The sequence below is a fragment of the Bradyrhizobium sp. KBS0727 genome, from assembly GCF_005937885.2.
Taxonomy (GTDB): domain Bacteria; phylum Pseudomonadota; class Alphaproteobacteria; order Rhizobiales; family Xanthobacteraceae; genus Bradyrhizobium.
This window is the reverse complement of sequence record NZ_CP042176.1, coordinates 5,141,786-5,168,742: the sequence shown is the minus strand read 5'-3', so window position 1 is coordinate 5,168,742 and position 26,957 is coordinate 5,141,786. Positions and strand designations below refer to the sequence as shown.

The 26,957-nt window shown below is 61.2% G+C and carries 29 protein-coding genes; 19 read left to right on the top strand and 10 right to left on the bottom strand.

The genetic code is table 11. The annotated features are described in order from the left end of the window. The first annotated feature begins 24 nt into the window (after positions 1-24). The 6 genes from FFI89_RS24280 (at position 25) to FFI89_RS24260 (ending at position 5,031) form a co-directional block, all read left to right on the top strand. Positions 25-447 (top strand): GFA family protein, encoded by a 423-nt coding sequence (locus FFI89_RS24280; RefSeq protein ID WP_138830119.1) that lies wholly within the window; start codon positions 25-27, stop codon positions 445-447. Positions 448-832: 385 nt separating this feature from the next. Beyond that, positions 833-2,095 (top strand): CaiB/BaiF CoA-transferase family protein, encoded by a 1,263-nt coding sequence (locus FFI89_RS24275; RefSeq protein ID WP_138830118.1) that lies wholly within the window; start codon positions 833-835, stop codon positions 2,093-2,095. 329 nt (positions 2,096-2,424) lie between these two features. Next, positions 2,425-2,553 carry a hypothetical protein gene (locus FFI89_RS35265; RefSeq protein ID WP_256379155.1) on the top strand — a complete coding sequence of 43 codons (129 nt, stop codon included), beginning with the start codon at positions 2,425-2,427 and terminating at the stop codon, positions 2,551-2,553. A gap of 94 nt (positions 2,554-2,647) precedes the next feature. After that, a complete protein-coding gene (locus FFI89_RS24270; RefSeq protein WP_138830117.1) occupies positions 2,648-3,781 on the top strand; it encodes an alpha-hydroxy acid oxidase in 1,134 nt (377 codons plus the stop codon). A gap of 146 nt (positions 3,782-3,927) precedes the next feature. Continuing rightward, on the top strand, positions 3,928-4,128 hold the full coding sequence (locus FFI89_RS24265; protein WP_138830116.1) for a hypothetical protein: 201 nt from the start codon (positions 3,928-3,930) through the stop codon (positions 4,126-4,128). A 549-nt stretch (positions 4,129-4,677) separates the two neighbouring features. Then, complete coding sequence (locus FFI89_RS24260) at positions 4,678-5,031, top strand: phasin (protein ID WP_138830115.1); 354 nt, start codon at positions 4,678-4,680, stop codon at positions 5,029-5,031. A 3-nt stretch (positions 5,032-5,034) separates the two neighbouring features. On the opposite strand, the gene FFI89_RS24255 is transcribed toward FFI89_RS24260, so the two are convergent. Beyond that, positions 5,035-5,256: a hypothetical protein gene (locus FFI89_RS24255; protein ID WP_371722531.1), complete on the bottom strand. Its 222-nt coding sequence runs from the start codon at positions 5,254-5,256 to the stop codon at positions 5,035-5,037. Positions 5,257-5,473: 217 nt separating this feature from the next. Here FFI89_RS24255 and FFI89_RS24250 point away from each other — a divergent pair, with 217 nt between their 5' ends. Beyond that, a complete protein-coding gene (locus FFI89_RS24250) occupies positions 5,474-5,761 on the top strand; it encodes a hypothetical protein (protein WP_138830113.1) in 288 nt (95 codons plus the stop codon). A 130-nt stretch (positions 5,762-5,891) separates the two neighbouring features. Here FFI89_RS24250 and FFI89_RS24245 read toward each other — a convergent pair whose 3' ends face one another. Both FFI89_RS24245 and FFI89_RS24240 read right to left on the bottom strand, forming a co-directional pair. After that, positions 5,892-6,077: a hypothetical protein gene (locus FFI89_RS24245; RefSeq protein WP_079587755.1), complete on the bottom strand. Its 186-nt coding sequence runs from the start codon at positions 6,075-6,077 to the stop codon at positions 5,892-5,894. Positions 6,078-6,908: 831 nt separating this feature from the next. Continuing rightward, entirely contained in the window at positions 6,909-8,501 is a 1,593-nt protein-coding gene (locus tag FFI89_RS24240; RefSeq protein WP_138835636.1) for an NAD-dependent malic enzyme, read from the bottom strand. A 296-nt stretch (positions 8,502-8,797) separates the two neighbouring features. On the opposite strand from FFI89_RS24240, the gene FFI89_RS24235 reads away from it, so the two are divergent. Continuing rightward, positions 8,798-9,148 carry a hypothetical protein gene (locus tag FFI89_RS24235; RefSeq protein ID WP_371721675.1) on the top strand — a complete coding sequence of 117 codons (351 nt, stop codon included), beginning with the start codon at positions 8,798-8,800 and terminating at the stop codon, positions 9,146-9,148. Positions 9,149-9,158: 10 nt separating this feature from the next. Here the strand turns inward: FFI89_RS24235 and FFI89_RS24230 are convergent, their stop codons facing one another. Continuing rightward, positions 9,159-9,644, bottom strand: a complete 486-nt coding sequence (locus FFI89_RS24230) for a GNAT family N-acetyltransferase (RefSeq protein WP_138830112.1) — start codon at positions 9,642-9,644, stop codon at positions 9,159-9,161. Positions 9,645-9,667: 23 nt separating this feature from the next. Then, positions 9,668-9,820: a hypothetical protein gene (locus FFI89_RS34550; protein ID WP_168213022.1), complete on the bottom strand. Its 153-nt coding sequence runs from the start codon at positions 9,818-9,820 to the stop codon at positions 9,668-9,670. Positions 9,821-10,759: 939 nt separating this feature from the next. On the opposite strand from FFI89_RS34550, the gene FFI89_RS24215 reads away from it, so the two are divergent. Further along, positions 10,760-11,986: an acyl-CoA dehydrogenase family protein gene (locus FFI89_RS24215; protein ID WP_138835631.1), complete on the top strand. Its 1,227-nt coding sequence runs from the start codon at positions 10,760-10,762 to the stop codon at positions 11,984-11,986. Positions 11,987-11,996: 10 nt separating this feature from the next. After that, a complete protein-coding gene (locus tag FFI89_RS24210) occupies positions 11,997-12,545 on the top strand; it encodes a flavin reductase family protein (protein WP_138830111.1) in 549 nt (182 codons plus the stop codon). Between the two features lie 54 nt (positions 12,546-12,599). On the opposite strand, the gene FFI89_RS24205 is transcribed toward FFI89_RS24210, so the two are convergent. Further along, complete coding sequence (locus FFI89_RS24205; protein ID WP_138830110.1) at positions 12,600-13,475, bottom strand: polysaccharide deacetylase family protein; 876 nt, start codon at positions 13,473-13,475, stop codon at positions 12,600-12,602. 24 nt (positions 13,476-13,499) lie between these two features. Continuing rightward, positions 13,500-14,606, bottom strand: a complete 1,107-nt coding sequence (locus tag FFI89_RS24200) for an LLM class flavin-dependent oxidoreductase (protein ID WP_138830109.1) — start codon at positions 14,604-14,606, stop codon at positions 13,500-13,502. A 173-nt stretch (positions 14,607-14,779) separates the two neighbouring features. On the opposite strand from FFI89_RS24200, the gene FFI89_RS24195 reads away from it, so the two are divergent. From FFI89_RS24195 to FFI89_RS24180, 4 genes are read left to right on the top strand one after another with little or no spacing between them, the layout of a single operon-like run. Continuing rightward, on the top strand, positions 14,780-15,661 hold the full coding sequence (locus FFI89_RS24195; protein WP_138830108.1) for a xanthine dehydrogenase family protein subunit M: 882 nt from the start codon (positions 14,780-14,782) through the stop codon (positions 15,659-15,661). Beyond that, on the top strand, positions 15,658-16,143 hold the full coding sequence (locus tag FFI89_RS24190) for a (2Fe-2S)-binding protein (protein WP_138830107.1): 486 nt from the start codon (positions 15,658-15,660) through the stop codon (positions 16,141-16,143). Before FFI89_RS24195 ends, FFI89_RS24190 begins: the two co-directional genes overlap by 4 nt. Beyond that, positions 16,140-18,533, top strand: a complete 2,394-nt coding sequence (locus FFI89_RS24185; RefSeq protein WP_138830106.1) for a xanthine dehydrogenase family protein molybdopterin-binding subunit — start codon at positions 16,140-16,142, stop codon at positions 18,531-18,533. Before FFI89_RS24190 ends, FFI89_RS24185 begins: the two co-directional genes overlap by 4 nt. Before the next feature lie 41 nt (positions 18,534-18,574). Continuing rightward, on the top strand, positions 18,575-19,390 hold the full coding sequence (locus tag FFI89_RS24180; protein WP_138830105.1) for an enoyl-CoA hydratase/isomerase family protein: 816 nt from the start codon (positions 18,575-18,577) through the stop codon (positions 19,388-19,390). Positions 19,391-19,395: 5 nt separating this feature from the next. Here the strand turns inward: FFI89_RS24180 and FFI89_RS24175 are convergent, their stop codons facing one another. Next, positions 19,396-20,550: a zinc-binding dehydrogenase gene (locus FFI89_RS24175; protein ID WP_138830104.1), complete on the bottom strand. Its 1,155-nt coding sequence runs from the start codon at positions 20,548-20,550 to the stop codon at positions 19,396-19,398. Positions 20,551-20,623: 73 nt separating this feature from the next. Continuing rightward, entirely contained in the window at positions 20,624-20,809 is a 186-nt protein-coding gene (locus FFI89_RS24170; RefSeq protein WP_138830103.1) for a hypothetical protein, read from the bottom strand. Positions 20,810-21,054: 245 nt separating this feature from the next. Between FFI89_RS24170 and FFI89_RS24165 the strand changes: the two genes are divergently transcribed. From FFI89_RS24165 to FFI89_RS24145, 5 genes are all read left to right on the top strand, one after another. Next, complete coding sequence (locus FFI89_RS24165; RefSeq protein WP_138830102.1) at positions 21,055-22,062, top strand: ABC transporter substrate-binding protein; 1,008 nt, start codon at positions 21,055-21,057, stop codon at positions 22,060-22,062. 135 nt (positions 22,063-22,197) lie between these two features. Then, entirely contained in the window at positions 22,198-23,013 is an 816-nt protein-coding gene (locus FFI89_RS24160) for an ABC transporter permease (protein WP_138830101.1), read from the top strand. A 4-nt stretch (positions 23,014-23,017) separates the two neighbouring features. Next, the gene (locus tag FFI89_RS24155; RefSeq protein ID WP_138830100.1) at positions 23,018-23,803 is read left to right on the top strand and encodes an ABC transporter permease; all 786 of its coding nucleotides are present in this window, start codon (positions 23,018-23,020) and stop codon (positions 23,801-23,803) included. Further along, the gene (locus FFI89_RS24150; RefSeq protein WP_138830099.1) at positions 23,800-24,861 is read left to right on the top strand and encodes an ABC transporter ATP-binding protein; all 1,062 of its coding nucleotides are present in this window, start codon (positions 23,800-23,802) and stop codon (positions 24,859-24,861) included. Before FFI89_RS24155 ends, FFI89_RS24150 begins: the two co-directional genes overlap by 4 nt. Before the next feature lie 8 nt (positions 24,862-24,869). Then, positions 24,870-25,709, top strand: coding sequence for a phosphodiesterase (locus FFI89_RS24145; protein WP_138830098.1), 840 nt, complete (start codon positions 24,870-24,872; stop codon positions 25,707-25,709). Positions 25,710-25,817: 108 nt separating this feature from the next. On the opposite strand, the gene FFI89_RS24140 is transcribed toward FFI89_RS24145, so the two are convergent. Beyond that, the gene (locus FFI89_RS24140) at positions 25,818-26,906 is read right to left on the bottom strand and encodes an amidohydrolase family protein (RefSeq protein WP_138830097.1); all 1,089 of its coding nucleotides are present in this window, start codon (positions 26,904-26,906) and stop codon (positions 25,818-25,820) included. Positions 26,907-26,957 lie beyond the last annotated feature (51 nt).

The following is a 26,957-nucleotide window of genomic DNA, read 5'->3' as shown; positions in this document are numbered from 1 at the left end:
TCAAATTGTAAGGAACATAAAGTCATGAAACATACTGGAAGCTGCTTTTGCGGCGCGGTCGAAGTGCAGGTCTCCGGTTCGCCGGAAGGCATGGGCTACTGCCACTGCAGTTCGTGCCGGTCGTGGTCGGGCGGGCCTGTGAATGCCTTCAGCCTGTGGAAGCCGGAAGCGGTGCAGGTTACCTCCGGCGCGCAACACGTTGCGACGTTCGAGAAGACACCGATGAGTCAGCGCAAGTACTGCGCGAAGTGCGGCGGTCATCTGATGACCGTTCATCCGACGCTCGGACTCGTCGACGTATTCGCCGCCACGCTTCCGACGCTGGCTTTCACACCCGGCGTCCATGTCAATTATGCCGACACGGTGCTGCCGATGCGCGACGGTCTGCCTAAACTGAAGGATTTTCCCGCAGAGCTCGGCGGCTCCGGCGAAATGGTCGCCGAGTAGGGAGACGGGTTCTCATCGGCAACGGCGCGGCGAGCATTGTCGCTGCGCACTTCTCAACTCTTCGCGCCGCCCGACTGCCTGGACAGACCCAGGGGTCGGGCGGCGGTGTTTGGGGCGAATCTCTGCGCGGTTCGGCTCCGTGCATAAGAAGCAAGGCTCACGTCAGGGGCCCCTCGGGCAGCAACGAGGGCATCGGCCGGTTGCGGAGCGGGAGCGGCAAGCCGCGCGGGCGCGCTGGCCCGAGAGCTATGTCAGCGGCAGCTCCCGCCCTGCAAAATCGGGGTTTGGCGTTATCGGCGGGCTTCCGCTAAAAGGCCCCGAAGCCGTTTCTTGCGGCGCTGGCCGCCAGTTTCGCCATGCAAAACAATAAGAGGAAATGCCCGAAATGTCCGCAGGACCGCAATTGCCCGAGCGAACGCCGCGCGCAAAGGGCGAGCCGACTGCCCTTGATGGTCTGCTGGTCGTCGACTTTACCCGTGTCGTTGCCGGTCCCGCCTGCACGCAAACGCTGGCCGATTTTGGCGCCCAAGTGATCAAGATCGAAAACCCGGACGGGGGCGACGATACCCGCCATTACGAGCACGCGGAAATCGGCGGCGAGAGCGCGGCCTTTATCAGTCTCAATCGCAACAAGCGCGGCATTGCGTTGGATTTCACCAATCCGGCAGCGCTGGAGCTTGCGCGCCAGCTGATCGCGAAAGCGGATGTGGTGGTGGAGAATTTCTCCGGCGGTGTGATGAAGAAATACGGGCTCGACTACGCCTCGGTCGCGCCGACCAATCCGCGCCTGATCTATTGCTCGATCTCGGCCTATGGCCGCAAGGGCGAGTTCGCCCTGCGCCCGGGCTTCGACCCGATCACGCAAGCCGAAAGCGGCTTCATGTCGCTCAATGGCTTTCCGGATGGGGAGCCGGTCCGTACTGGATCGCCGATCGTCGACATGGCGACCGGCATGTCGGCCTGCAATGCGATCCTGCTGGCCTTGATTGCCCGCGACCGGCTCGGCCGCGGCCAGCAGGTCGAGGTCGCGCTGATCGACACCGCTGTGGCGTTGACCGGCTTTTACGGCATGGCCTATCTGATCAGCGGTGAGAACCCGGGCCGTTTCGGCAATTCGCCGAACGGCTCGCCCACCGTTGGCGTTTATCAGGCATCCGACGGGCCGCTATACATGGCCTGCGCCAATGATCGGCTCTACCGCCGTCTCGTGACGGAGGTGCTCGATCGGCCCGACCTCGTCACCGATCCGGAATTCGCCCATCGGAAAAACCGAACCGCCAACAGGGAAAAGTTGCGCGGCATCATCGCCGGCGTTTTTGCCAGCGACACGCTCGAGCACTGGATGGCGAAGATGAAGAAGGCCAACATTCCCGTCGGCTATCTGCGCACGGTAGAACAAGGCTTCAACTCGCCGGAAGTGCGCGGCCGCGATCGCCTCAGCCAGATCCCGCATCCGACCGCAGGTGCGGTGCCCAATATCGAAACGCCGCTGCATATGAGCTTGACGCCGTCGATCGATCCCGTCGCCGCGCCGCTGCTCGGCGAGCATACCAGGGAAGTGCTGCGCAACACGCTCGGTTATGATGACCGCAGCATTGCGGCCTTGGCCGAGGCGGGGGCTTTCGGTAAGGCCGGAAATACCGCCTGAGCCGAAGCGATTTGCAGGCGGGGCAGGCGCAGCAAGGCTCCGTCGTGCCTGCGCAAACGCATTTTTTCCAGTCGAACGGTGGCCGCGAAGCGGGAGTGCGCGGCCACGAAGTCCCCTTGTGTTGGTCCCGAAAAGGCGCCGAACTCTAACGTTTTCGGCCACAATCGAGATCGACGCTGGCGCCATGAAAACGCTGGCCTTCATCTCGCTTCTTGCGCTGCTCACGATTTCCGGGGCGGCCTATACCGACCAGCTTTTCACGACCGATCAGCGCACGACACAAGGGGCGAACTGAATTCGCGCCTGAAGCACCTTTGGGGACGACATTCATGCTTTCGATTGATCAATTTCTGCGGTTCGTCAGCGTGCCGGCCGTGATGGCGGCCTTCCTGATCGCGTCCCAGGTTTCGGGCGCGGGAATTTTCCACCCCTCGCCGATGCACCTCTTCAGCGAATAGCAGCCCTCCGTTCTCGCACCGGAATAACCCGTTCAAAGCGGTAGCTTTTCCCGTTTCTGCGGCTAATGTGCCGCCAAAACGGGAGAGAAACACCATGAATGACGGGACCCCCATCCGGCCGACGAGAAATGTCGAGCTGGGTGCCAGCGGCGAAGAATTCCAGAATCTCCACGAATTCGTCAAGAAAGCTCGCGCCCGCCTGAACCAGAACGCCTGGGACTACATCGTCGGCGCCTCGGAGACCGAAACCACCATGCGGCGCAACCGTATGGCGTTGGACGAGATCGCGTTCCGGCCGCGGGTCCTGCGCAACGTTGCCAAGGTCGACGCCTCCACCGAGGTCTTCGGCCGCAAATTGCGCATCCCGGTCATGATTGCGCCGGTTGGGGCCCTCGAAATCTTCGATCCCGCCTCCGGCGCCGCCGTGGCGCGCGGAGCCGGTCATTTCGGCGCCGCCCATATGCTCAGCTCCGTGTCCGAGCCGGGCCTTGAGGCGACCGCAAAGGCTGCGCCCGATGCGTTACGCATCTACCAGCTTTATGTCCGCGGCGATGACGCCTTTGTCGAGGATGTCGTCAGCCGCACGATCGAACACGGCTATTCGGCGTTCTGCCTGACCGTCGACACCGCGCATTACAGCCGGCGCGAACGCGATATCGCCAAGCGCTATGTCCGCGAAAGCCGGATCCGCGCCACCGGCGGCGACTTCCAGAAGGGACTGGAATGGCGCACCGTCAAGCTGATCAAGGACAAGTACAAGATCCCGCTGGTGCTCAAGGGGATCGCTACCGCAGAGGACGCGAAGATCGCGCTCGATCACGGCGTGGACTGGATCTATGTGTCGAACCACGGCGGCCGCCAGCTCGACCACGGCCGCGGTTCGATGCATGTGCTGCCGGAAATCGTCGATGCCGTCGCTGGCCGCGCCAAGATCATGGTCGATGGCTCGATCTGCCGTGGCACCGACATTATAAAGGCGATCGCGTCCGGCGCCGATCTGGTCGGGATCGGCCGCCTGCAATGTTGGGCGCTCGCTGCAGCCGGCGAGGCCGGCATCGTGCGAATGCTGGAGCTGCTGGAGGATGAAATGATCCGATGTCTCGGGTTGCTCGGCCTCACCAGTCTCGGCGAGCTGAACAAATCCTGCCTGCATCCGGCGGCGCCGACCAATCCGCCGAGCGTGTTCAGCGCCTTCCCGTTGCTGGATATCGAACCCTATCGGTACTGAAGGCGGCGAGTACCGGGTTGACAGGCCAGGATGGTGGCTTCTCGCGAAGCCGCCGCTACGGCGCCCTCGCCGCAATATCATGTGCGTTCAAGAATACGCCGCAGCAAAGACAAAATCTGATCGAAATCTCCCAATAATTGAAGCGAATGGATAATCCCTTCGCTGAACTCGGCCTTGAAAGAGCTATCGGACTTCGCTGGACGCTACGCGACATTCAGGCGCGCCGGCTGAAGATGTCGCCCGTCAGCGACGAGGATATGCGCATCCTGACCGACCTCGGCATGATCGAGGTTCGTGACGAAGGGCCTGTGCTGACACCGGCAGGGACCGCCGTGCTGAACGGGTAGCGGTTCGTTCCATGGCATTTTCGAACGAGGGGGTGCCTGCTCGCGTGAAGAACATGCGTCAAACAAACGACCGGAGCCTGTTTGATCAGAACCGATAAACTCTAGCGTGCTTTCAGAAAGCTCTCGCCGGAGTTACAGGGCGCGCACCGATAAGTCAGCACGTCATATGTTTGATCGCGCGGCTCGATCGTGGCCAGCCGCATCTGCGCGCCGCATTTGATACACGGCATTTCTATGCTGGTCTGGAATCGCGTGCAGGTCGGCGTCGGCCTGAAAGTTTGCAGCATCTTATCCCCAAGTCCCCAAGAGAGACGTAACAAGAGACGCAACGCCACCGACAGTTGAGCCCTAACCCCGAATCACTATGCCACACTGTTGACTCGATTGGAATCGGGCGGGGCGCCCGTAACGTTACGGGCGGACAGGAAATTATTCCTTGGCGATGGGCCCTGCCGGTGGCCTCATGGCGGGCCGCTTTGGCCCAATACGGCGGCAGACGCGGCCCGGAATTATGCTAGCTTCCCGAAGGGGACATTGGAGAAAGTGGTCATGATTGAACCGAAAATCGAAGTTCCGGCCGAACTGCGCGATCTGGCCGAAAAAACCATTGATCAGGCAGAAAAGGCGTTCGGCATGTTCTTCGATGCTGCCGGCAAGTCGATGACCTCGATGCCGGGCGCGGGCACCGAGATTTCCAAGCAGGCGTTGTCCTTCACCGAGCAGAACATGAAGGCTGCGTTCGAGCATGCCCGCAAGCTGGTTCATGCGACCGATCTCCAGGAAGCGATGCGCATCCAGTCGGAATTCCTACGAAGCCAGTTCACCAACGCCGGCGAGCATATGCGCCAGATCACGGGCGGCGTGATGTCGGCCGCGAAGGACGCGACGAAAATCAAACTCTGAGAGCTAGCGCCGTCGCGCGACTGCGACACCGAACAGGAAGGCGACGAACAAGCTCGCCAGCGGCGCTTCGCGGGTGATGGCGCTGACGGTGGATAGCGGATTTCCAGGTTGTCGCGCCGTTGCGATCGCTTTGCTTAGGCGATCGACTGCGGCCCGAAGCGCAGCGGACACTTCGGTAATCGTGCGTGACACATCGGTCGCGGTGTCGATGGCACGCTCCGCCATGCCGGGTTGCGATGGCTCTGATGGTTCGATGTTCACGTTTTGCTGCTCACTGAAATGGTTCGCACCCGCGGGAGGCCGTCAAATAACGGTCTGATGGAACAATACCTGAGAGAGAATTTTGTTCCGCGCTGGCTTTGCCGCCCAATGGTCCGGAAGCGGAACCATCGTCGTCGATGGGATTTGATTTCATCAGAGGAAATCAACCCGGGACGTCGAAATGACGAACGATCAATCGAGAGAAAATCATTCGATGCGAAGCGGCGGGATACCGCTGCTGGTCGCGATTGCGATTGCTGTTCTGGGCGTGCTCGGCATGCTGATCGTCGATCACGGGCCCAGGAACAAGCCCAAGGTGCAAACCGCAGCGATGGCCCACTACGGCACCACCGGCGAGGCTGCCCGCGCGGCCGAGGCCAGCGTCGTGCCGAGCGAACCGAACCCGAGGCTGGAGCCTGATCCGGCCGGGCCAAAGCCGATTTATCCGGCCAATCCGGAAACGCGTTGAGGTTCCAGATTGCGGTCCTGCGCCGCCGGGCCCGACGCCCGGAGGGGGCATCGGGCCATCCTGAATTTGACACGTCGGGCAAATCAGGGGCATAGGGGCATCATCACGAAAATTCGTAAAGGCAGCGACGTCAGCGGACGCTGACGAATGCGCCCCAGCATGCGGCAAGACCTGCTCCCGTCAGGACGAGCAGCGGGTTGTCGCAGAACGGGCTGCCATACTGGCACATCGTGACACCCAGTGAGCCGATCTCATGGTGGCTTGCCGCATAGAACAGGCCCGACAGGATTGCGAGCACGGTAGCAACGAAAAACATCGATGGCCTCCTTGCGCTCTGGTGGGCGCCTGGTTTGCCAACCGGCGTCCAGTGATTTCGCCTGAATGTCGATACGCCGGACCAAATCATATAGCGCTTGACGCGTCGGGCAAATCAGGGGCAAAACGACATCATCGCCAATATCGTAAAGCCCGCGCTGGGAAACCGGCAGCGGGTTTTTCGTTCTGTGAGCGACAATCGGTCAGGGAAGTTTCAATTCGTCCAATTAGTTGTGTTGCATTTTCCGCAATTTGTTGACGGCTCGAAAATAGTTTGGCACGTCGGGCAAATCAGGGGCAAAACGACATCATCGCAGAAATCATAAAGCCCGCGCGGAGAAATCCGCCGCGGGCTTTTTCACGAGCTTTTTGAATCGGACGGCGGTCGCACATCGCGGCGCCACGTCTCCCAACGCCTGCCGCACGGGCGTCGCAGCGTGCCGCCGTCCGAGCCTCCAACCATGAGCACTATTAGCCGGCATGCGCGAACGTGCCAGCGCGCGGCGTGGGCTGAAATCCACGACCGCACGCGGCCCCCGGTGGGGATAGGGTTCGTGCCCGAAATGATCGGCCTTGCGATCATGCCGCATATTCATTGCAAGCGAGAAGCCAATGACCGCTTATCTGATATCGCTCGCCCTTGTCGGATTGATTGCTGTCGCGATTTGGGAGGGGTGTTCTTGAGTGCCGAGATCATTCAACTCATGCCGAGCCCCGGGCACGACAGCGAGCACACGGATTTTCCGGCCATTGCCCTTTCGCACCGTGGTCCCGGATACCGCCACGGACCGGCGTGCCGGGCCGGACGGCATCGATTCGAAACCGCGCGTGCTCAATAATGCGGATCGTACATCTTCGCATGAATGAACGCCGTCATGTCGTTCGGTGCGTGTCCGGTCGCAAGCCCGTTGTTGTAGGCAACGACAGCGACCGCCTCGGCGATGCGGGCGGAGACTTCGCGGATCCGCGGCAGCGCCGGATAAAGGCTGCCCTGCGCCAGGTCTTCCGGACTGACGAGTTGCGCCAGCGCATGAGCGGCAACCATGAACATTTCGTCGGTCACCAGTCGTGCCCCGCACGCCGTTGCGCCAAGCCCGACGCCGGGGAAGATGTAGGAATTGTTGCCCTGGCGCGGCACGAACGTCTTGCCGTCGAATTTTACCGGATCAAAGGGGCTGCCGCATGCGAACAGCGCGCGACCGCCGGTGTAGCGATAGGCTTCCTCGGCGGAGCATTCCGCCTTCGAGGTCGGATTGGAGAGCGCAAACACGATCGGCCGCTCGTTGAGCCCGGCCATGGCCTGCAGCACTTCAGGCGTGAACGCACCGCCGACCGCCGCGACGCCGATGATCGCGGTGGGCTTGAGCGTGTTGATCGCGGTCAGAAAATCGCCAATCGGCGCCTGATCGTGTGCGTAGCGAAGCTTGTGCTCGGTGAGGCCGGCGCGATCCTTGACGACGAGGCCGCGTGAATCCACCAGCCAGGTGCGCCTGATGGCCTCGGCTTCGGTCAACCCTTCGGTCATCATGGCTGAAACGATGAGGTCGGCGATCCCCGTTGCGGCTTCTCCCGCGCCGAGGAAAAGCACGGTCTGGTCCGCGAGCTTGCCGCCGGTGACACGTAGCGCCGAGAACAGGCCTGCGAGCGCGACCGCAGCCGTCCCCTGAATGTCGTCGTTGAAGACGGGAATGACGTCGCGATATTTGTGCAGCAGACGGAAGGCCGAGTGATTGGCGAAATCCTCGAACTGGATCATGACGCCGGGGAAGGTTTCGCGCGCCGCGGTGACAAACTCGTCGACGAACTCGTCATAGGCCGCGCCGCTCAGGCGCCGCTGGCGCATGCCGATATAATAGGGATCGTTCAGCAGCGCCTCATTGTTGGTGCCGACATCGAGCACCACCGGCAGGCAGAGCTCCGGATGAATGCCGGCGCAGGCGGAATAGAGCGACAGCTTGCCGACCGGAATGCCCATGCCATTGGCGCCGAGGTCGCCGAGGCCCAGGATACGCTCGCCGTCGGTGACCACGATCAGTTTGGTCGAATAGGGCCAGTTGGCCAAAAGCTCGGCAATACGCCCGCGATCGCAGGCCGCGATGAACAGGCCGCGCGGCCGCTGGAAGATGTAGCCGAAGCGCTGGCAGGCGAGGCCTACCGTCGGGGTGTAGATCAGCGGCTGGATTTCATCGATGTTGTCGGACACGACGCGGAAGAACAGGGCTTCGTTGCGGTCGTGCAGTTCGTTCAGCGCCACATATTTGGCGAGGTCGTTGGGCAATTCGCGCAAATTGGCCATTACGCGCTCGACCTGCGTCTGCATCGAAAATACGTGCGCCGGCAGGAAGCCGCGCAATCCGAGCGCGTCGCGTTCCTGCTCGGTGAATGCCGTGCCCTTGTTCAGCAGCGGATCGCGCAACAGCGCCAGGCCGCGCGGTGAGTCGGAAGGCTGAGGGCGCGGATTCGCGCGGACGGGTAGGTTCATCGTATTCCTCCAAAAGCCGCGCGATTGGCCGGCCCGTATTGTTGGTCGTTCTAAAGCAGAGAACACGGATCAGGATCAAGGCCGAAGAAAGCTCTTCGCGCGATGACGGCATCGAACGACGTTTCGACACTACCACCTTTCGGAGTCGTCGCGATGCCCAACATGGATATATAGTGCACTGCAAAATCAGATGCCGATTCATTGGTGTCGGCTCTTCCTGATTGCGGAAATTCACCGGCATGGCCAAATCACGTACTGAAATCCGGTCGCTAGCACGTTGCGAGGATCATCAAGCGATGGGCCCGGACGAAATCAGGAGCACTGTCCATGGGGTGCTGGCCGAGCAGCGTAGGGTAAACGATAACACATTGGATGAAGCGATGGTCAAGACCGTCACGGCCATCCTGACTTCATTTGGTATTGACGAGGAAGACAGAAAGGAAATCAGAGCGGATTTTATCCATCTACGTAAGTGGCGGAAGAGCGTAGAGCAGGCGCAGAACTACGCCTTTAAGGCGGCAATTACCGTCATAGCTACCGGCCTTGTTGGCGCGGTCTGGATGGGCTTCATGGCAATGCTTAGCAAATAGCCCTGCTGCGTTATTTGACTTGCTTTGACATCGGATAGCCGGCGGCGGTTCCGAATTTGCGTCCGGCTGCTCCTTCTTCTCGGTATCCTCTAGCCCGGTAAAATCGTCGCGCGGTTTCCGTGCTCTCAAGTCGGCACTCCCTGTTACCGCGCTCGATCGCCCGCTTTTCGAGATCCACTAGTAGGGCCGTGCTTACGCCGCGGAATCGTGCAACAGGCGAAACATAATTGAGTGTGATCTCTCCGTCATCGGTAACGCAGCCGACGCCAAGGATGCCGACGCCAAGGATATTGTCGGATTCGATATCGATGGCGACGAGAACGGAATTCCCAGGCCGGATCCATGACCTGAATATTTCAGGCGTCTTGTTGCTCAGCCATCGTCCCAGAATGACTGGGGCGTTGCCGTGATCGGCAGCGCAGAGCTCTGTGATGGAGCGCCGCATCACCTCGCACGCGGCGGAGGCATCGTTCGGGACAGCGTCACGAATTCTCATCGATGGCTCGTTAGCGTGTGGACTCAAACAACAACTATCAGGTCTGTAGAGTCTCGCCAATGTACCGAATTCGAGAGGTTGATGGGCGGGACGATGATGTCGCGGATTCGCTCGCCGAACTTCATCGTCGGACGTTCCTCGACACCGCTCCCATCCCGGCGTTTGATCACGGTCATTGGTGGCTCGCACTTCACAAGTCTTGCGCGCCGTCCCGCTTGTCGAATGGGTGCGTCTAGGTACTGCAACGTTCGGGTACTGGCCCGTTTCCATTCAATTACATGGTGAATGGTCCCCTTACAATTTTAGGAGTGGTCCCTTTTGGTCCGGCCGACCCAAGCTTGGCCTAAGCCCCGTAGTTCTCCTACCCAGAACCTAGTTCCCTGGCCGCTTGTAGGAACCAGTCTCCGGCATCGGCATTGAAGCCAAATGCACGATCTGAAAAAATGCAAGGAAGAGGCTCTGGTCTACGTGACGCTCAGCCCGGCGACGCTGTTCGCGTGCTTTGGTATTGCGCTCGCCTTGTACTAAGGCCGCCTCAGTTGGTGACCCCAGTTGGAGGACGCTCCATGATGCGTTCAAATTGGATCGCTACAATAGCCGGTGGCATAGGCATCGTACTTTTAGCCGCTGTCGTCCCCGCCTCGGCGCACGACAGGGGCCTCGCATGCCTCAATCAGTGCCGAGCAAACCTAAAGGAGCGCGGGCTTTGGAACGCGTACCCATACGGATATTGCCGAAATAAATGCGGCCAATGGGGGCCAGCCGAAAAGTATCGAGGGCATTAAGACTGTCTGGCCAGCAAGAGGCCGCCTCAGTTGGAGACCTCTTTCAACTTCCTCCGCGCGGGACGCGCCTCGCCGACAATCTCAACACCTTTCCCCTCGTGGTTCTTGAGGCCGTGAAAGATAGGGTAGGGGATGCTGGTTGGCGTTGCGCTGTCGGCGGTCATCTGGCGATTGCAGGCATATCTGTTACGCTGGCAGCAGCATAATATGGCGGAGTAGCCATGTTCGCCGCGTGCCTTGATCATTGGTGACCAGACGATAGACTGGCCAAGCTCGGCCGCATCAGAACGCAGAACACGTAGCGAGCGAGGAACGTCCGAGGTAACGTCAATGACGGGAGACGGCCACAGGCCAGATGCTGGTTCGCCCGCCGGGGAGGGGCCGGGCAACCATGCCGCCATGATCGCTCGCGCCAGGGCGCTGATTCCAGAGTTGCGCGACCGCGCCCAGAGAACCGAAGAACTGCGGCGCTTGCCGCCGGAAACCGAGCGTGATTTGCACGATACCGGCCTGTTCCGGATTTTGCAGCCCAAACGTGTCGGCGGATCCGAGCTTGACTATGTCGCGCTGGTCGATTGCGCGGATGCGCTGGGGCAGGCCGATGCTTCCGTGGCGTGGAATTTCGCCAACCTCGCCAGTCATCACTGGATGCTGGCAATGTTTGACCCGCGTGCGCAAGCGGCGGTCTGGGACAAAGACGTCAACGCGCTGATCGCATCGTCCTTCGTTTTTCCAGCCGGTCGCGCCAGGAAGGTCGACGGGGGGTATGAGCTGAACGGCCACTGGCCGTTCTCCTCGGGCGTCGAGTCCTGCGACTGGAATATGCTTGCCAGTGTGGTCTCGTCGGACGATGAGGCCGATGGCATCGAATACCGGATATTCCTGCTCAACAGGCGCGATTACAAGATCAATGATACCTGGAACGCGACCGGCCTCTGTGGCACCGGATCGAACGATGTCAGGGTGACGGCTGCCTTTGTTGCTGAACCGATGACGATTTCCGTGAGCGATCTCACGGGCGGACCGACACCCGGGAGCGCCGTCAATCCAAATGCGCTCTATGCGCTGCCGGTATTTTCCCTGTTTCCGTACGTGCTGTCCGGTGTCGGTCTCGGCAACGCGCAGGCGTGCCTGAACGACTATGTCGAATTAGCGCGTCACCGGGCTTCGACCTATAATCGCGCCAAGGTCAGCGATATGCAGACCACGCAAATCAAGATCGCGGAGGCCTCCGCCAAGATCGATGCCGCACGCCTGATCATGCGCACCAACTGCATCGATGCGATGGCGAACGCGCAGCGTCACCGCGTTCCCGATATTGCGGCCAAGACGAGGTTGCGGCGCGATGGCGCGTTTTCGGTGAACCTCTGCACCGATGCGGTATCGCTTTTGTTTGCTGCGAGCGGCGCACGCAGTCTGTTCACGTCAGGAGCGTTGCAGCGGCAGTTCCGTGATGCCCATGCAGTGAATTCGCACCTCGCATTCAATTTCGATGCGGCGGGAACCAATTATGGACGTGTGGCGCTTGGCTTGCCGTCCGAAAATCTGACGCTTTGAGGCCAGGCGGATGTCCGACGCACCCAAACATCCGGCTGATCCGGCCAATGAATTCGCCGCCGACAACTCGGCCATCGACCCCCGGGACTTTCGCAACGCGTTGGGCACGTTTGCGACCGGCGTCACTATCGTTACTGCGATGGCGGCTGACGGAAAGCCTTATGGCGTGACCTGCAACTCTTTTGCCTCGGTGTCCCTGAACCCGCCGCTGGTGTTGTGGAGTCTCGGCATGTTCTCGCAAGGCCTGACCATCTTCCAGAATGCCAGTCATTTCACCATCAATGTTCTCGGAGCCTCGCAGCAGGCGCTAGCCTCGCAATTCGCAAAATCCTCCGGCGACAAATTCGCCAGCGTGAGCTGGACCCGGGGGCTCGGCAATGCGCCGGTGCTGGCTGACAGTGTTGCCAATTTCCAATGCCGCACCGCGGACCGGTACTATGGCGGCGACCACATCATCTTCCTCGGCGCGGTCGAGGCCTATGCCTATAATCGTCAGGAGCCGCTGTTGTTTGCGCGCGGTGGTTTCGGTCGGTTTGTTGCTGACGAGAGCAAGCCGTAAGCCGTCTGGCCACGCCGAAGCGTGGCCAGATCAGGTGCCACTGTATTGTGCCGACTATGCCTTCGCCATTTCGGCTCGGTACCAATCTCCGATCTCGCTGGCGGTCATCAGCGCGACGCCATCATGGCCGATGACGTAATCGAGCAGTGCTTCCAGATATTTGATACGATGCGGTACGCCCGTAATATACGGATGAATCGAGATCGCCATGATCCGCGCGTTGGTTGAGCCTTCGAGATAGAGCCGGTCGAACTGATCGGCGCAGCGCTTCAGGAATTGCTCGGAAGGCAGGTGCTGCAGTGCGTGGATCACGATATCGTTGGTTTCGACCGAATACGGGATCGTTGTGATCTTGCCGTGAGGCGTGGCGATATCCTGCGGCAGGTCGTCGATCACCCAGTCCGCCAGATATTCGATGCCGTTGAGGCGCAGGAGGTCGAGGGTCTCCTCGGTTTCGGTGAGGCCGGGGCTCTCCCAGGATCGCGGTGGTTTTCCCGAGAACTTCGCGATGGTCTCGACCGAGCGTTTGATCGTATCGGCCTGGTTGTCGAGCTTGTGCATCGGGCCCTGCAGGAATCCGTGGCCCATGAACTCGAAGCCAGCTTCAAGCGCCGCGGACGCAACCCGAGGATAGCTGTTGCAGACATTGGCATTCAGCGCGAGGGTCACCGGTATCTTGCGGTCGGTCAGCGCCTTGAACTGGCGCCAGAAGCCGGCGCGCATGCCGTATTCATGCCATGACCAGTTCGGCACATCAGGCAATAGCGGCTGGCCCATCGGCGGGCTCAGCACCGTGCGCGGCATCGCGTTCTCGATGCGCCACTCCTCAACATTTAAAATGACCCAAACGGCGAGCTTCCTGCCGCCGGGAAGTGTCAGCCTTGGCCGGTCGATTTGAGCCTGATAGGGGATGCGATCGCTGAGAGCCAAGGTCGGTTTCCCTGAGTGAGCGGACTATTCGGCGGCTTTCGCGCGTCCGGCCATATCGGCGTTGACCCGTGGCATGACTTTTTCGGCCATCAGGATCATCGACTGACGCCCGAGTTCGCGATCCTTCCAGTCCTTGCCGGCATAGAGCAGCGTGCCGAACGGGCCGGTCTCTTCCTGAAAAGCCAACAGCTGATCTGCCACGCTGTCGGGCGTGCCGTGAATGATGAGCTTGTCGCAGATCGACTCCAGCGTCACCTCGTCGTCCGGCTGGTCTCGGCGTGTCTTGAACAGTTCGATGCGGCCGCCGCGTTTCAGCTTGGTGAACAGCGAACGATAATAGTAAACGTAGGGCCCGTTCGGGTCGGTCGCGTAGGCCTTGGCAGTCGCGGCGTCGTTGGCGACGAACACGCTCTTGGCGACGCGCCAATTCGCTGCATCGGCAGGACGACCGGAACGTTCGCAACCTTCGACGTATTTAGGCCAGTGGCTCTTCACCCAGGCCGGCATCAGGAAGTTTGCCGAGATCGGGTCCCAGCCGCGCGCTGCCGCTTCCGTCACGCCCTTTGAGAACGGCGCCACCGCCGTCACCACGATCGGCGGATGCGGCCGTTGCAGGGGGCGTGGGATGAACCCCTGGCCGATATCCTCGATCAGGGTCTTTTGAACCGATACGTTCCAGTATTTGCCTTGCAGATTATACGGCGGCTCGCTCGCCCAGATTTGAAGGACCTGGTTGATCGCTTCCAGGAACATCGCGTTACGGTCCGCTTCGAGATTACCGAAGACTTCCGCGTCCGACAGCAGCCCGCCGGGGCTAATACCAAAGATCAGGCGGCCGTCGAGCATGTGGTCGAGCATCGCTATCGAGGCAGCAACGGCAGCAGGATGCGCGTTCGGCATGTTGACGGTGCCGGTGCCGAGCTTGATTTGTTTCGTCGCGGCGGCGAGCCAGGCGATGAAGGCGATGCAGGAGGTGATGTTCTCGGCTTTGTCGGTGATGTGCTCGCCGACATAGGCCTCGGTGAAGCCCAGCTCGTCCGCCAGCAGGAAAGCTTCGCGGTCCTCCTTCAGAGATAGCCGCCAATCCTTGTCGATAGGATGGATCGGCATGGTAAAGAACCCGAGCTTCATAGTCTGCTGTTCCCAACGACAGTTTTTTGTTTGGCAGCGAACGTGCTTCGTCCGCCGCATCATGACAAGTCCCAAGTCTAAATAATCGCTCCAGAAACAAACTTGACCTTTGAAAGGGGCCGCCGTCTAATCTCGGGAAAATACTCATATTCGGCCGGGGAGGTCACGTCGAAATGAAGGCCTCGGCTTTCGCTTATGCCCGCGCAACCAGCGTTGAAAATGCGCTGGAACTGCTGGCCGATCAGGGCGACAGGGCCAAGGTCTTGTCGGGCGGCCAGAGCCTGATGCCGGCGATGAACCTGCGGCTGATCTCTCCCGAACTCGTTGTCGACATTGGGGGGCTTGCCGAGTTGCGCGGGATCGCGGTGAAGGAGGGAATCCTCACCATCGGAGCCCTGACCCGCTATGTCGACCTGCTGAAATCCACCGAAATCGCGGCCCACGCGCCCCTGCTGGCGGATGCGGTCACTCATGTTGCGCATCCGGCGATCCGCAACCGCGGCACGATCGGGGGAAGTCTGGCACACGCGGATCCAGCCTCAGAACTGCCGGCCTGTATGGTCGCCCTGGCGGCCACCATCGTCGTCCGCGGTCCTGGTGGCGAACGGCGAATCGCCGCGAGGGAATTCTTCACCGGAATATACGAGACGGCACTGTCGCCGCAGGAATTGCTGGTCGCGGTCGACCTGCCGGTCGCGCCAAGGCAATCCAGCCATTTTTTCCATGAATTCGCCCGCCGGCATGGCGACTACGCCATCGTCGGTCTGGCGGCGCAGGCGGTCATCAATGACGGTCGCTTTGCCGATCTCCGGCTTGGCTTTTTTGCCGTCGGCGATCGCCCGTTGCTCGCCGGGGCCGCCGGCAAACTGGTCAATGTTGCGGTCACGTCGTCTGTGTTGTCCGAGGCCTTGTCTGCATTGGCTGACGAACTTGATCCGCAAGAGGATCATCAGGCAACACCTGCCATGCGCCGGCATCTGGCCAAGGTCCTGTTGGCGCGCTCCGTGTCCGAGCTGCTTTCCCGCCCCGAACTCCACGCGGGAGCCTTCGTTTGACGGCTCCCATAACCATTTCGCTCGAAGTGAATGGCGAACGTGTCGATACCTCAGTGCTCCCGCGGCTCAATCTGGCGGATTTTCTGCGTGAGTATCTGAAATTGACCGGCACACATGTCGGCTGCGAGCATGGCGTTTGCGGCGCGTGCACGGTTCGCGTTGACGGCGAGATCGTGCGCGCCTGCCTGATGCTGGCCGTGCAGGCAGACAATGCATCGGTGGAGACGATCGAAGGACTGTCCGACAGCGGCGAGATCGCCGATTTGCAGGCGGCGTTCCGTGACCGCAACGCGTTGCAATGCGGTTTTTGCACGCCGGGAATGCTGATGGCGGCGCAGGATCTGTTGAAGCAAACCTCCGCCCCCGATCGAGAGCAGATCCGCGAGCACCTTTCCGGTAATTATTGCCGCTGCACCGGCTATCAGGCGATTGTCGACGCCGTCGAGTCCACCGCGCGTGCACGCGCCGGGCGTACCGCATGACGTCGGGACCTGAAAAGCGAGACCCGCTCTCGGTGCTCGACCGGCCGAACTCCTATATCGGCAAGATCGTGCCAAGGCCGAACCTCGATCGCCTGATGCAGGGGCGCGGGCTCTATGTCAGCGACATCGAATTGCCACGCATGGCGCATGTCGTGTTCCTGCGCTCGCCGTATGCGCACGCAAAGATCATACGCATTGACGCGTCAGCGGCAAAATGTATGCCCGGCGTGGTCGCCGTCGTGACCGGACAGGAACTTGCCGCTGTCATCACGCCGTGGGTCGGCGTGCTCTCTCATTTGAAGGGCCTGAAATCCGCTCCGCAAAGCGCCATCGCGATCGACCGCGTGTGTTGGCAGGGCGAGGCGGTCGCGGCCGTGGTGGCCAGCAGCCGGAGTGCGGCCGAAGATGCCGCCGAACACATTTTGGTCGAGTACGGGGAGCTTGAGGCCGTAACGGACATGAGCACGGCGCTCGATCCGGCGACGCCTGTGATTCATGCTTCGCTCGGTGACAACCTGGCCTTTGAACGGAACCACGACGCCGGCGCGGTGGACCAGGCCTTTGCCGGCTCCGACGAGGTGGTGGAGGCGGAGTTCATCTTCGGAAGGCATACCGGCGTGACGCTGGAGCCGCGCTCGGTAGTTGCTGACTGGAATGCCGCGGAAGCGCGGCTGACCATTTATCAAGGCACCCAGGCGCCGCACATGGTGCAGAATATCGCCGCGCTGCATCTGGGGCTTAGGGAGGCTCAGGTTCGCGTGGTCTGCAAGGACGTCGGCGGCTCGTTCGGCATCAAGGTGCATATTTATGCCGACGAGATGGCGACCTATGCACTATCGAAGCTCCTGCGGCGGCCGGTCAAATTCGTCGCCGACCGGGTCGAGAGCTTCAACACCGACATCCATGCCCGCGACCATCGGTGCAAGGGAAAGATCGGCGTCCAGCGTGATGGCACCATCACGGCATTCGAGATCGATGATCTCACGGGGATCGGGCCGTATTCGATGTATCCGCGCACCAGCGCGATCGAGGCCAACCAGGTCGTCAATCTCGTCGGCGGTCCCTATGTGACCCAAAATTACCGCGCCCGTGCCCGCGTCGTGTTCCAGAATAAAAATGTGATGTGCCAGTATCGCGCGGTCGGTCATCCGATCGCCTGCTCGGTGACCGAAGGCCTGGTCGATCTGGCAGCCATGAAAATCGGCATGGACCCGGTCGAAATCCGTCGTCGCAATTTGATTGCTGACGACGCATATCCCTGCGCGTCGCCATCGGGGTTGCGCTTCGAGCAATTGTCACATCATGCCGCGCTGACCAAGCTCATCAGCATGATGGATTATGACGCGCTACGCGCCGAGCAAGCGGCCTTGCGAACCAGGAATATCCATCGCGGTATCGGCATCGCCAGTTTTATCGAAGTTACCAACCCCAGCGCGGCATTCTATGGCGTGGGCGGCGCGAAGATTTCATCGCAGGACGGCGTCGCCGTGCGGCTGGACGCCCAGGGCTCGGTGATCTGCCAGACCAGCATCACCGAGCAGGGACAGGGATCGGAATCGCTCACCGCGCAGATTGTCGGCAGCACGCTCGGCATTTCGATGGACCGTGTCCGTGTCATTCTGGGCGATACCGATAATACGCCCTATGGCGGCGGCACCTGGGCGTCGCGCGGCGCCGGCATCGGCGGCGAAGCTGCGCTTCAAGCCGCGAAAGTGCTGCGCAGGAATATTCTCGATGTTGCCGCCGCCATCCTGCAGTCGACGGCGGGTGAACTCGACATCGTCAACAACAATGTCGTGAATGCCAGCGATGGTGCGACGCGCATCGAATTGAATGAGCTCGCGCGTATCGTCTATTTCCGCCCTGATACGCTGCCGCCGGGCATTCAACCCGAACTGATGGCGACCCGCCATTTTGTCCCGCGCGAATATCCGTTCGCTTTTACCAACGGCGTTCAGGCCTCGTGGCTGGAGGTTGATACCGATACGGGGTTCGTCAAGTTATTGAAGCATTGGGTGGTCGAGGATTGCGGCACCATCATCAATCCGCAACTGGTCGATGAGCAGATCAGGGGCGGGGTGGTGCAGGGCCTTGGCGCCGCGTTGTTTGAAAAATGTGTCTACGACGAGCGCGGTCAGCTCACCAACGCCAACATGGCCGACTATCTGGTTCCGATGTCCGGTGAGATGCCGGATATCGATGTCGGGCATGTGGTTTCGCCGACGCTTGAAACCGAATTGGGTGCAAAGGGCGCGGGCGAAGCTGGTACGGCAGGGGCGGCGGCGGCCGTGACCAATGCCGTCAACGATGCGCTCCGGCCGTTTGGCGCTGTTATCACGGAGATTCCGCTGACGCCTCAGGTTATCCTGACCGCCCTGGGACGGATCTAAGCGGTAGCGTCGCCGATAAACACGAACAAAGAGAAGCCGATATGGAACAAGCTCAACGCGCCACGCAGACCGAATCCAGCGAAGTGCTCTACGACGTCGCCGACCATATCGCCGTCATCACGTTGAATGCGCCGGAGCGGATGAATACGATTTCGGGCCCCATGCTCAATGATCTGACGCGGTTGCTCATCCGGGCAAATGAAGACCGGGACGTCCGTTGCGTCATCCTCACCGGAAACGGACGGGCGTTTTGTGCCGGCCTGGATCTGCGGAAGGAACGAAGTGGCGACGGCCTTAGCTCGGCATCCTCTCCGACGTCGCTCGATCTGCGCAACACGCCGCCGACCGTTCTGCAATCCATGGACAAGCCGACCATTTGCGCCGTCAATGGCGGGGCCGCCGGTTACGGCATGGATACGGCGCTCGGTTGCGACATCCGCATCATGGCCGAATCGGCCAAGCTCGCGGCAGCCTTCGTCAAGCGGGGCGTGGTTCCGGAATCGGGTGGCACGTGGTTTTTGCCGCGGATGATCGGCTGGGCCAAGGCATCCGAGTTGATCTTTACCGGCCGCACGCTCTCGGCGCGGGAGGCCCTGGAATGGGGCCTCACCAATGAGGTCGTGCCGGACGCGGCCCTGATGGCGCGGGCGGGCGAAGTAGCGCGGGAGATCGCGGCCAATGCGCCCCTGGCGGTTCAGGCTGCCAAGCGCATGATGCGGATGGGGCTCAACGAGACGTTCCCCGACCACGTCCATCACGTCTACCTGCAGCTCCTGCCGCTATTCAAGACGCACGATATGCAAGAAGGCATCAAGGCCTTCATGCAGAAACGTGAGGCGAAGTTCGAGGGGCGTTGACGGCCTTACTCGGCCGCGGCATGCGCAACCGCATTTACCCGGCGGTTGGTGACGACCACCTTGATGGCATCTTCGACCCGCTCGCGCGCATATCTTAACGCGGTCGGCAGATCGGCGAGCGGAAATGTGTGGGTGTGAATTCGGGTCGCATCGAAGCGCTTTTCCGCCATCAGCGCCATGGCGCGGCGGGTAGCGCTACGGCCTTCGCCGCGGATGCCGTAAGCGTAGATATTGTTCTTCACGAGATGGGCGAGGTCCATCGTCACCGGATCGTGCGGAAACGCGGCGAGGCAGATTTTTCCGCCGCGATTGGTCATGTGAATGGCCTGGTTGATGGTCGCCTCGGTGCCGGCGCATTCCACGACATAGTCGGCGCCGATGCCGCCGGTGAGCTGCCTGACGACCTCGACGGCGTCCTCGTCGTTGATGTTGACGACTCGGTCGGCGCCGAGCTCCTGGCCGATTGCCAACCGCTTGTTGCGGGTCCCCGTCAGGATCACCGGGCTGGCGCCTAGCGCCTTGGCTACGGCCACCGCGAGCAGCCCGATCGGCCCCGGGCCGATCACCACGACGCTCTCGCCCGCGACTAACCCTCCCAATTCTGTCAGGCCATACATCGAGGTGCCGGCGGTGACGACCAGCGTCGCCTCCGCATCGCTCATGGTGTCGGGCACCCGCGCCAGCGTGTTGATGTGGTTGACGGCATATTCGGCAAAGCCGCCGTCGGTGGTAAAGCCGTTGGCGCGATGGCCTTTCTCGGGCTTCCCGTAGTTCAGGCATGACGTGTACATGCCTTGCCGGCAGCGCTTGCACTGGCCGCAGCCGGCGTGAATCTCCACGCTGATCCGCTCGCCGATCGCGAACTCGTCGACATCGGGCCCAAGCGCGGCAACGGTGCCCATATATTCATGGCCCGGCGTGAAATTCCTGTTGAAGGGCAGGCCGCCCTGAATACTGGCCGGCGAACCCGAATGAATGATCTCGAGATCGGTTGCGCAGATCGCCACCGCGTCGATGCGGACCAGGACTTCAGCGCGCGCGGGCACCGGTACGGGTTTGTCGCGCAGCAACAGCTGGTCCGGATCCCCCAGCACCCAGGCTTTCATGCGGTCCGGAATCGGAAACCCGGGCGACGTCTTGACGCCGTCGGGCTGGTACATGGCGCGGATCCTCCCGCGTTCGAACTTACCGGAAATCGGAAGTGTATCAGTTTGAAATCTCGCTTGAGCCCGTTCATTTCCCGTAGAAATGGTTCGGCCTCATGGGCCCGACGATCATACAGAGGATGCCGATGGCGAGCATCACGAGACCGACGCGCCCCATCCATTTTGCCGCACGCTCGATGCGGTATTGCAGCACGAGATTTTTCGCGGCGTCTTGACGATCGCGGATGGTCAGAAAGATATGAAGACTTGCCATCGGGTTGCCTCTCCCTTGCGAATCTTACCGCTAAGCGCGGACCTTACAAGAAAAAGGCCGCCGAAATTTCAAACTGATACACTACCCGGAAATCACAGGTTGACCAAATTCGTTGATGCCTGCGGTCGCGCCATCCCCGTTTGCTGCAGAGCAATATGCTCTGTCGCAAAACCTTCATACGCGGCCTATACTTGCTCTCCGGTTGGTGCTGAAGTCCTCAGTCGCCATGCTAGCCGGGGTAGTCCATGAAAACCGTCCGTTTTGTTGTTGTCTTGCTGGCGCTGTCGGTGATTGCGCCCTGGCGATCCGCCAAAGCGGCCGACGTCATCTGCTACAATTGTCCGCCGGAATGGGCCGACTGGGCCTCGATGCTCAAGGCGATCAAGGCCGACCTCAACTACGACATCCCACACGACAACAAGAACTCCGGCCAGGCGCTGGCGCAGATCCTCGCCGAGAAGGCCAATCCGGTCGGCGATATCGGCTATTTCGGCGTCACCTTCGGCATGAAGGCGAAGGCTCAGGATGCGCTGGAGCCCTACAAGCCCGTGAATTGGGATCAGGTCCCCGCCGGGCTGAAGGATGCCGACGGTTACTGGACCACGATTCATTCCGGCACCCTCGGCCTGTTCGTGAACAAGGACGCGCTCGGCGGCAAGCCGGTGCCGGCCTGCTGGAAGGACCTCCTCAAGCCCGACTATAAAGGCATGGTGGGCTATCTCGACCCGTCGTCGGCGGCGGTAGGGTATGTCGGCGCTGTCGCGATCAATCTGGCGCTCGGCGGATCCGACAAGAATTTCGACCCCGCGATCAACTTCTTCAAGGACCTGCGCAAGAACGATCCAATCGTTCCCAAACAGACGTCCTACGCCCGCGTCGTGTCCGGCGAGATGCCGATCCTGCTGGATTATGATTTCAACGCCTATCGCGCGAAGTATTCCGAGAAGGGCAATTTTGAATTCGTGATCCCCTGCGAAGGATCGGTCGTGTTTCCTTACGTCGTTGGCCTGGTCAAGAACGCGCCCGACAAGGACAAGGCCAAGAAGGTGATGGACTATCTGCTGTCCGACAAGGGGCAGGCGATCTGGACCAATGCCTATCTCCGCCCGGCGCGGCCGATCGAGCTGCCTGAGGCCGTCAAGAAGAAGTTCCTGCCCGACAGCGATTACGCGCGTGCGAAGAGCGTCGACTGGGGCCAGATGGAAAACATGCAAAAAGGCTTTGTCGACCGCTATCTCGCCGAGGTCCGCTGAGGCAATATGGGCCCCGGTAATAGCGTTTTCGAGCGAAGTGGGTACCGGTTCGCGTGAAGAAAACGCGTCAAAACATGAGATAGAGCTATGGTTCTGATCAATCAGAACCATAACTCCGGGGCGCCATTTCCTTTGATGTCACATAGGTCCTTTGTCTGGCTGTGCCTGCTGCCGCTTGTGGCGATAACGGGGGCATTCTTCCTGCTGCCGATGGCCCGGCTCGTCCTGACCGGCGCGGAAGGCCCGCAAGGCCTCGCGGGCTATCTGGCAATCCTGACCGAGCCGCGTTACCGCGCAACCCTCATCAATACGGTTTTGCTCGCAGCCGCGACCACCGTGGTTACGCTGATCGTGGCAACCATTGCCGGGATGTTTCTGCAGCGGCATCGCTTTCCGGGTCGCGCCGTCCTCATCGCGATGCTGACCTTTCCACTGGCGTTTCCCGGTGTAGTGATCGGCTTCCTGATCATTCTGCTGGCTGGCCGTCAGGGTCTGATCGGCGATCTCTCCAACCGCCTGCTTGGCGAAAAGCTGGTGTTCGCCTATTCGATCTACGGGCTGTTCCTCGGCTATCTCTATTTCTCAATTCCCCGTGTCATCCTCACCATCATGGCGGCGGTGCAAAAGCTTGATGTCGGCCTGGAAGAGGCGGCGCGTTCGCTTGGTGCAAGCCCATGGGCGGTGCAGCGCGACGTCGTGATGCCGGCGCTGGCGCCGGCCTTCGTCGCTTCCGGTGCGATCGCCTTCGCAACCGCGATGGGTGCATTCGGCACGGCGTTTACGCTGGCGACGAATATCGATGTGCTGCCGATGCTGATCTACACCGAGTTTACGCTGGCCGCCAATTTCTCAACCTCCGCGGCGTTATCGGTCGGGCTCGGCATTATCACCTGGTTCATTCTGGCGCTTGCCCGCTCCTTCAGCGGCAGCGCCGTCGCCGCGGCCGGATGACACCATGCGCGATCGCCTGATTTTTACCGGTCAGTTCATCTTCACGCTGCTCGTCGCCGCGTTCCTCGTGGTGCCGGCGATCCTGTCGATTTCCGCCGGCGTCACGGTGAATTACTTTCGCGGTATCCAGTCCGGCGTGACGCTGCAATGGGTAGCGCAGGTGTGGGAGCTCTACGCCGGCACAATCCTGCTGTCTTTTGTGATCGCGTCGGCGACCCTCGCGGTGACACTCGCGGCGGGGGTACCCGCCGCTTACGCCTTGCATGTGCGGGGCGGGCGGATGGCGCGGATTGTCGAAGAAATCATCACGTTGCCTCTGGCGATCCCGGGGCTCGCGATTGCATTAGCGCTGCTCCTGACCTACGGCAGTTTCGGCGATTTCCGGCGTTCCTGGCTCTTCATCCTCGTCGGTCACGTCATCTTCACCATGCCCTTCATGGTTCGCTCTGTCATGGCCGTGTTCGCAACCGTCGACATCAAGACGCTGGACGAGGGCGCGGCATCGCTCGGCGCATCGCCGTGGCGACGTTTTCGCGATGTGATCGTGCCCAATGCCGTCTCGGGAATACTTGCGGGCAGCCTGATGGTGGTGACGCTGTCGCTTGGCGAGTTCAACCTCACCTGGATGCTCCACACCCCGCTCACCAAGACGCTGCCGATCGGGCTCGCCGACAGCTACGCCTCGATGCGGCTGGAGGTGGCCTCGGCTTATACGCTGATCTTTTTCGTGATGATCATCCCGCTTCTGGTCGCGATGCAATTGTTTGCCGAGAAGGAACAGAAGCGATGATGACGCAGGCCGGACATGGCGCCTCCGTGCGTGTCGAGACCTGCGGCAAGACTTTTGCCGACGGAACGCACGCGCTTGAACCTGCGACCCTCGATATCGCCCGCGGCGAAACGCTGGTGCTGCTCGGTCCTTCCGGTTGCGGCAAGACCACCATGCTGCGCATCATCGCCGGCCTCGAATTGCCCGACGCCGGCGGCAGGGTGCTGTTCGACGGCAAGGACATGACGCCGGTGCCGATCGAGCGGCGCAATGTCGGCATGGTGTTTCAGTCCTACGCGCTGTTTCCCAACATGAGCGTCGCCGACAATATCGGCTACGGCCTGAAGATTCGCGGCGTACCCGACAAGGAGCGTGCGTCGCGCGTCGCCGAACTGGTTGCGCTGACCAACATCTCCGGGCTGGAAAACCGCCGCATCGATCAGCTTTCCGGCGGCCAGCGTCAGCGCGTGGCGCTGGCGCGCGCGGTTGCGATCCGGCCGGGCATTTTGCTGCTCGATGAGCCACTGACCGCGCTCGACGCGGCATTGCGCGACCGGCTGCGCGGTGAGCTCAACCGTTTGCTGCGCGCGCTCGGGATCACCACGATCTACGTAACGCACGATCAGGCCGAAGCAATGGAGCTCGGCGACCGCGTGGTTGTGATGCGGAAGGGATCGATTGCCCAGATCGGCACGCCGCGGGAGATCTACTTCACGCCGAAAAACCGCTTCGTCGCCGAATTCATCGGCGCTGCGAATATCGTCGAAGCCGCGATCGAGAACGGTCATCTGGTATTGCCAGGAGGGCGCCAGCCGGTTGCCGGCGCCGCGGATATGCCGGCGGCGGTCGCCATGATCCGCCCCGAAACCATCCACATTGTGGAGCCCAGCAGTGCGCCGCTTTCGGGCAGCATCGACAGCGTCAGCTTCATCGGTGATCGGCAGCGGCTGGTCGTCAGCGGCGCATCCGATCGGCCGCTCACCGTCGATGCGCCGAATACGGTGCGCGCCAGCGCCGGGGATCGGGTCGGACTGTCGATTTCGCCGGACGCCGTCCGCCTGCTGCCGCCAGAGGAGTGAGAGGGCATATGTCGTCAAAGCCGGTCCGTATTGCCCAGATTTCCGACCTGCATATCAAACCGCCGGGCTTGCTGGCCTATGGCCGGGTCGATACCGCCAAGGCGCTTGAGCGCTGTGTCGCGGCGCTGAACGAATTCGATCCGGCGCCTGACTTCGTGGTTATCTCCGGCGACCTTGCCGACACGCCGTCGGCCGACGAATATCAATATCTCAAGCGGCTGCTGGCGCCGCTCAAATTGCCCTTTGCCGGCATTCCCGGCAATCACGACTCGCGCGAATTGATGCGTGCGGCGCTTCCGTCTGCGTCCTATGCCTTTGCTGCGGGAGCGCTCAACCAGAAGATCGAGGTCGGTGGGCTTGACCTGGTGCTGCTGGATTCCAGCGTGCACGGCAAGCCGCATGGTCAGCTCGATGGGCCGACGCTGCGATGGCTTGACGCGACGCTGGCGGCAGCGCCGGACCGTCCCGCGCTGCTGTTCCTGCACCATCCGCCGTTCAAGGCCGGGATCTGGCACATGGACCGCCAGAATCTGCTCAACGCCAGCGAGTTTGCACCCGTCATCCGGCGTCATCCGCGCGTGCAACTGATCGCGACCGGGCATATCCACCGCGCCACGCTGACGATGTTTGCGGGTGTGCCGACCACGATCTGCCCGGCGCCAAACCATGCCGTCGATCTCGATCTGGCCAAACTGCGCGAGCCCTCCTTCAAGGTCGAGCCGCCGGCTTTCCATCTTCACACCTGGTTTCCGGGTGAGGGATTTGGCACCGTCGTCACCCATCAGGTCCCGATCGGGACGTTTGACGGGCCGCACCCGTTTTTCGGAGCGGATGGGAAGTTGCTCTGAGAATGCGGCTTATAGCGTTTTCGAGCGAAGTGGACGCCGGTTCGCGTAACGAAAACGCGTAAAAATAAATGAGAGCCCGGTTCTGATTCAATCAGAACCGAAAAGGCTCTACGCCTCCTTCATCCCGAACAACTTCGCCGCGTTGCCGCCGAGAATCGCGATCTTCTGCTTGTCCGACAGCGTCGTGGTCGCGAAGACATGGTCGACCGGGTGCTGCTCCCAGGGAATCGGGTGGTCGGTCCCGAGCATCACCTGGCTCGCGCCGACCTGCGCCACCAGATGCCGCAGGCCTTCCGGCGTGAACACCATGGCATCGAAGTAAAGCTGGTTGAGATATTCCGACGGCTTCTTCTTCAGCGTGATGGCCGGATTGCAGTTTTGCGGCGATACGAAGCAGGCATGGTCGCAGCGCGCGGCATAGGAGCCGAGATAGCCGCCGCCGTGGGCCGCGATGATCTTGAGCCCGGGGAAGCGATCGAGCGTTCCCTCAAAGATCAGATGCTGCAGAGCGATCGTGGTGTCGAGCGGATTGCCGATGGTGTTCGACAGCCAGCCATTGCCCTTGAAGCGTTTTGCCAACTCGGGCGTGCTCTGTGGATGGATGAACAGGACTGCTCCGAGTTCTTCCGCCTTGGCCCAGACGGGATGGAATTTCGGATCGGAAAAATCCTCGCCCAGCACGCTGGCGCCGACCGCTGCGCCGCGCAGGCCCTGCTTCCTGACCGCGGTCTCCAGCTGCTGCACGGCAAGATCCGGATATTGCAACGTCAGCGAGGCAAAGGCGGCGAACCGCTCCGGCCGCGCGGCACAAAGCTCCGCAAGTTTCTCGTTCTGCAGCTTGATGATCTGGGCCGCCGTGTCGCGGTCCTTGCCGTACCAGAACGGATTGATCGACAGCACCTCCATGTCGATCGCCATCGCGTCCATTTCCTTCAGGCGCTGCTCGACGACGATGAAGTGCTCGGGCACGCCCTTGACCGGTGGCAGGACCTTGTCGGCCCCGTCGCCCATCAGGTTGATGGCCTCGCGAAAATAACAGTGCGAATGCACGTCCACCGTCAAGACGCGCTTGCCGTTGACCTTGACCGGCAGGCGAGGGGCTTTTGATTGCGCATGCGCGGCATCCAGCATGCCGCAACTGCAAAACGTGATCCCGGACGCGGCCGCGCCCTTCAGGAAGTCCCTGCGGGTGGTCATCGATAGCCTCCCTTGATTTTTTTGGTGGCGTTTCCCCGGCCGGCTGCATGA

Excerpts from the sequence above, each read along its gene's own strand:
- FFI89_RS24280 (WP_138830119.1), top strand. The coding sequence starts at position 25 with ATGAAACATACTGGAAGCTGCTTTTGCGGCGCGGTCGAAGTGCAGGTC.
- FFI89_RS24275 (WP_138830118.1), top strand. The coding sequence starts at position 833 with ATGTCCGCAGGACCGCAATTGCCCGAGCGAACGCCGCGCGCAAAGGGC.
- FFI89_RS35265 (WP_256379155.1), top strand. The coding sequence starts at position 2,425 with ATGCTTTCGATTGATCAATTTCTGCGGTTCGTCAGCGTGCCGGCCGTG.
- FFI89_RS24270 (WP_138830117.1), top strand. The coding sequence starts at position 2,648 with ATGAATGACGGGACCCCCATCCGGCCGACGAGAAATGTCGAGCTGGGT.
- FFI89_RS24265 (WP_138830116.1), top strand. The coding sequence starts at position 3,928 with ATGGATAATCCCTTCGCTGAACTCGGCCTTGAAAGAGCTATCGGACTT.
- FFI89_RS24260 (WP_138830115.1), top strand. The coding sequence starts at position 4,678 with ATGATTGAACCGAAAATCGAAGTTCCGGCCGAACTGCGCGATCTGGCC.
- FFI89_RS24255 (WP_371722531.1), bottom strand. The coding sequence starts at position 5,256 with ATGGCGGAGCGTGCCATCGACACCGCGACCGATGTGTCACGCACGATT.
- FFI89_RS24250 (WP_138830113.1), top strand. The coding sequence starts at position 5,474 with ATGACGAACGATCAATCGAGAGAAAATCATTCGATGCGAAGCGGCGGG.
- FFI89_RS24245 (WP_079587755.1), bottom strand. The coding sequence starts at position 6,077 with ATGTTTTTCGTTGCTACCGTGCTCGCAATCCTGTCGGGCCTGTTCTAT.
- FFI89_RS24235 (WP_371721675.1), top strand. The coding sequence starts at position 8,798 with ATGGCCAAATCACGTACTGAAATCCGGTCGCTAGCACGTTGCGAGGAT.
- FFI89_RS24230 (WP_138830112.1), bottom strand. The coding sequence starts at position 9,644 with ATGAGAATTCGTGACGCTGTCCCGAACGATGCCTCCGCCGCGTGCGAG.
- FFI89_RS34550 (WP_168213022.1), bottom strand. The coding sequence starts at position 9,820 with ATGACCGTGATCAAACGCCGGGATGGGAGCGGTGTCGAGGAACGTCCG.
- FFI89_RS24215 (WP_138835631.1), top strand. The coding sequence starts at position 10,760 with ATGACGGGAGACGGCCACAGGCCAGATGCTGGTTCGCCCGCCGGGGAG.
- FFI89_RS24210 (WP_138830111.1), top strand. The coding sequence starts at position 11,997 with ATGTCCGACGCACCCAAACATCCGGCTGATCCGGCCAATGAATTCGCC.
- FFI89_RS24200 (WP_138830109.1), bottom strand. The coding sequence starts at position 14,606 with ATGAAGCTCGGGTTCTTTACCATGCCGATCCATCCTATCGACAAGGAT.
- FFI89_RS24195 (WP_138830108.1), top strand. The coding sequence starts at position 14,780 with ATGAAGGCCTCGGCTTTCGCTTATGCCCGCGCAACCAGCGTTGAAAAT.
- FFI89_RS24185 (WP_138830106.1), top strand. The coding sequence starts at position 16,140 with ATGACGTCGGGACCTGAAAAGCGAGACCCGCTCTCGGTGCTCGACCGG.
- FFI89_RS24180 (WP_138830105.1), top strand. The coding sequence starts at position 18,575 with ATGGAACAAGCTCAACGCGCCACGCAGACCGAATCCAGCGAAGTGCTC.
- FFI89_RS24175 (WP_138830104.1), bottom strand. The coding sequence starts at position 20,550 with ATGTACCAGCCCGACGGCGTCAAGACGTCGCCCGGGTTTCCGATTCCG.
- FFI89_RS24170 (WP_138830103.1), bottom strand. The coding sequence starts at position 20,809 with ATGGCAAGTCTTCATATCTTTCTGACCATCCGCGATCGTCAAGACGCC.
- FFI89_RS24165 (WP_138830102.1), top strand. The coding sequence starts at position 21,055 with ATGAAAACCGTCCGTTTTGTTGTTGTCTTGCTGGCGCTGTCGGTGATT.
- FFI89_RS24160 (WP_138830101.1), top strand. The coding sequence starts at position 22,198 with ATGTCACATAGGTCCTTTGTCTGGCTGTGCCTGCTGCCGCTTGTGGCG.
- FFI89_RS24155 (WP_138830100.1), top strand. The coding sequence starts at position 23,018 with ATGCGCGATCGCCTGATTTTTACCGGTCAGTTCATCTTCACGCTGCTC.
- FFI89_RS24150 (WP_138830099.1), top strand. The coding sequence starts at position 23,800 with ATGATGACGCAGGCCGGACATGGCGCCTCCGTGCGTGTCGAGACCTGC.
- FFI89_RS24145 (WP_138830098.1), top strand. The coding sequence starts at position 24,870 with ATGTCGTCAAAGCCGGTCCGTATTGCCCAGATTTCCGACCTGCATATC.
- FFI89_RS24140 (WP_138830097.1), bottom strand. The coding sequence starts at position 26,906 with ATGACCACCCGCAGGGACTTCCTGAAGGGCGCGGCCGCGTCCGGGATC.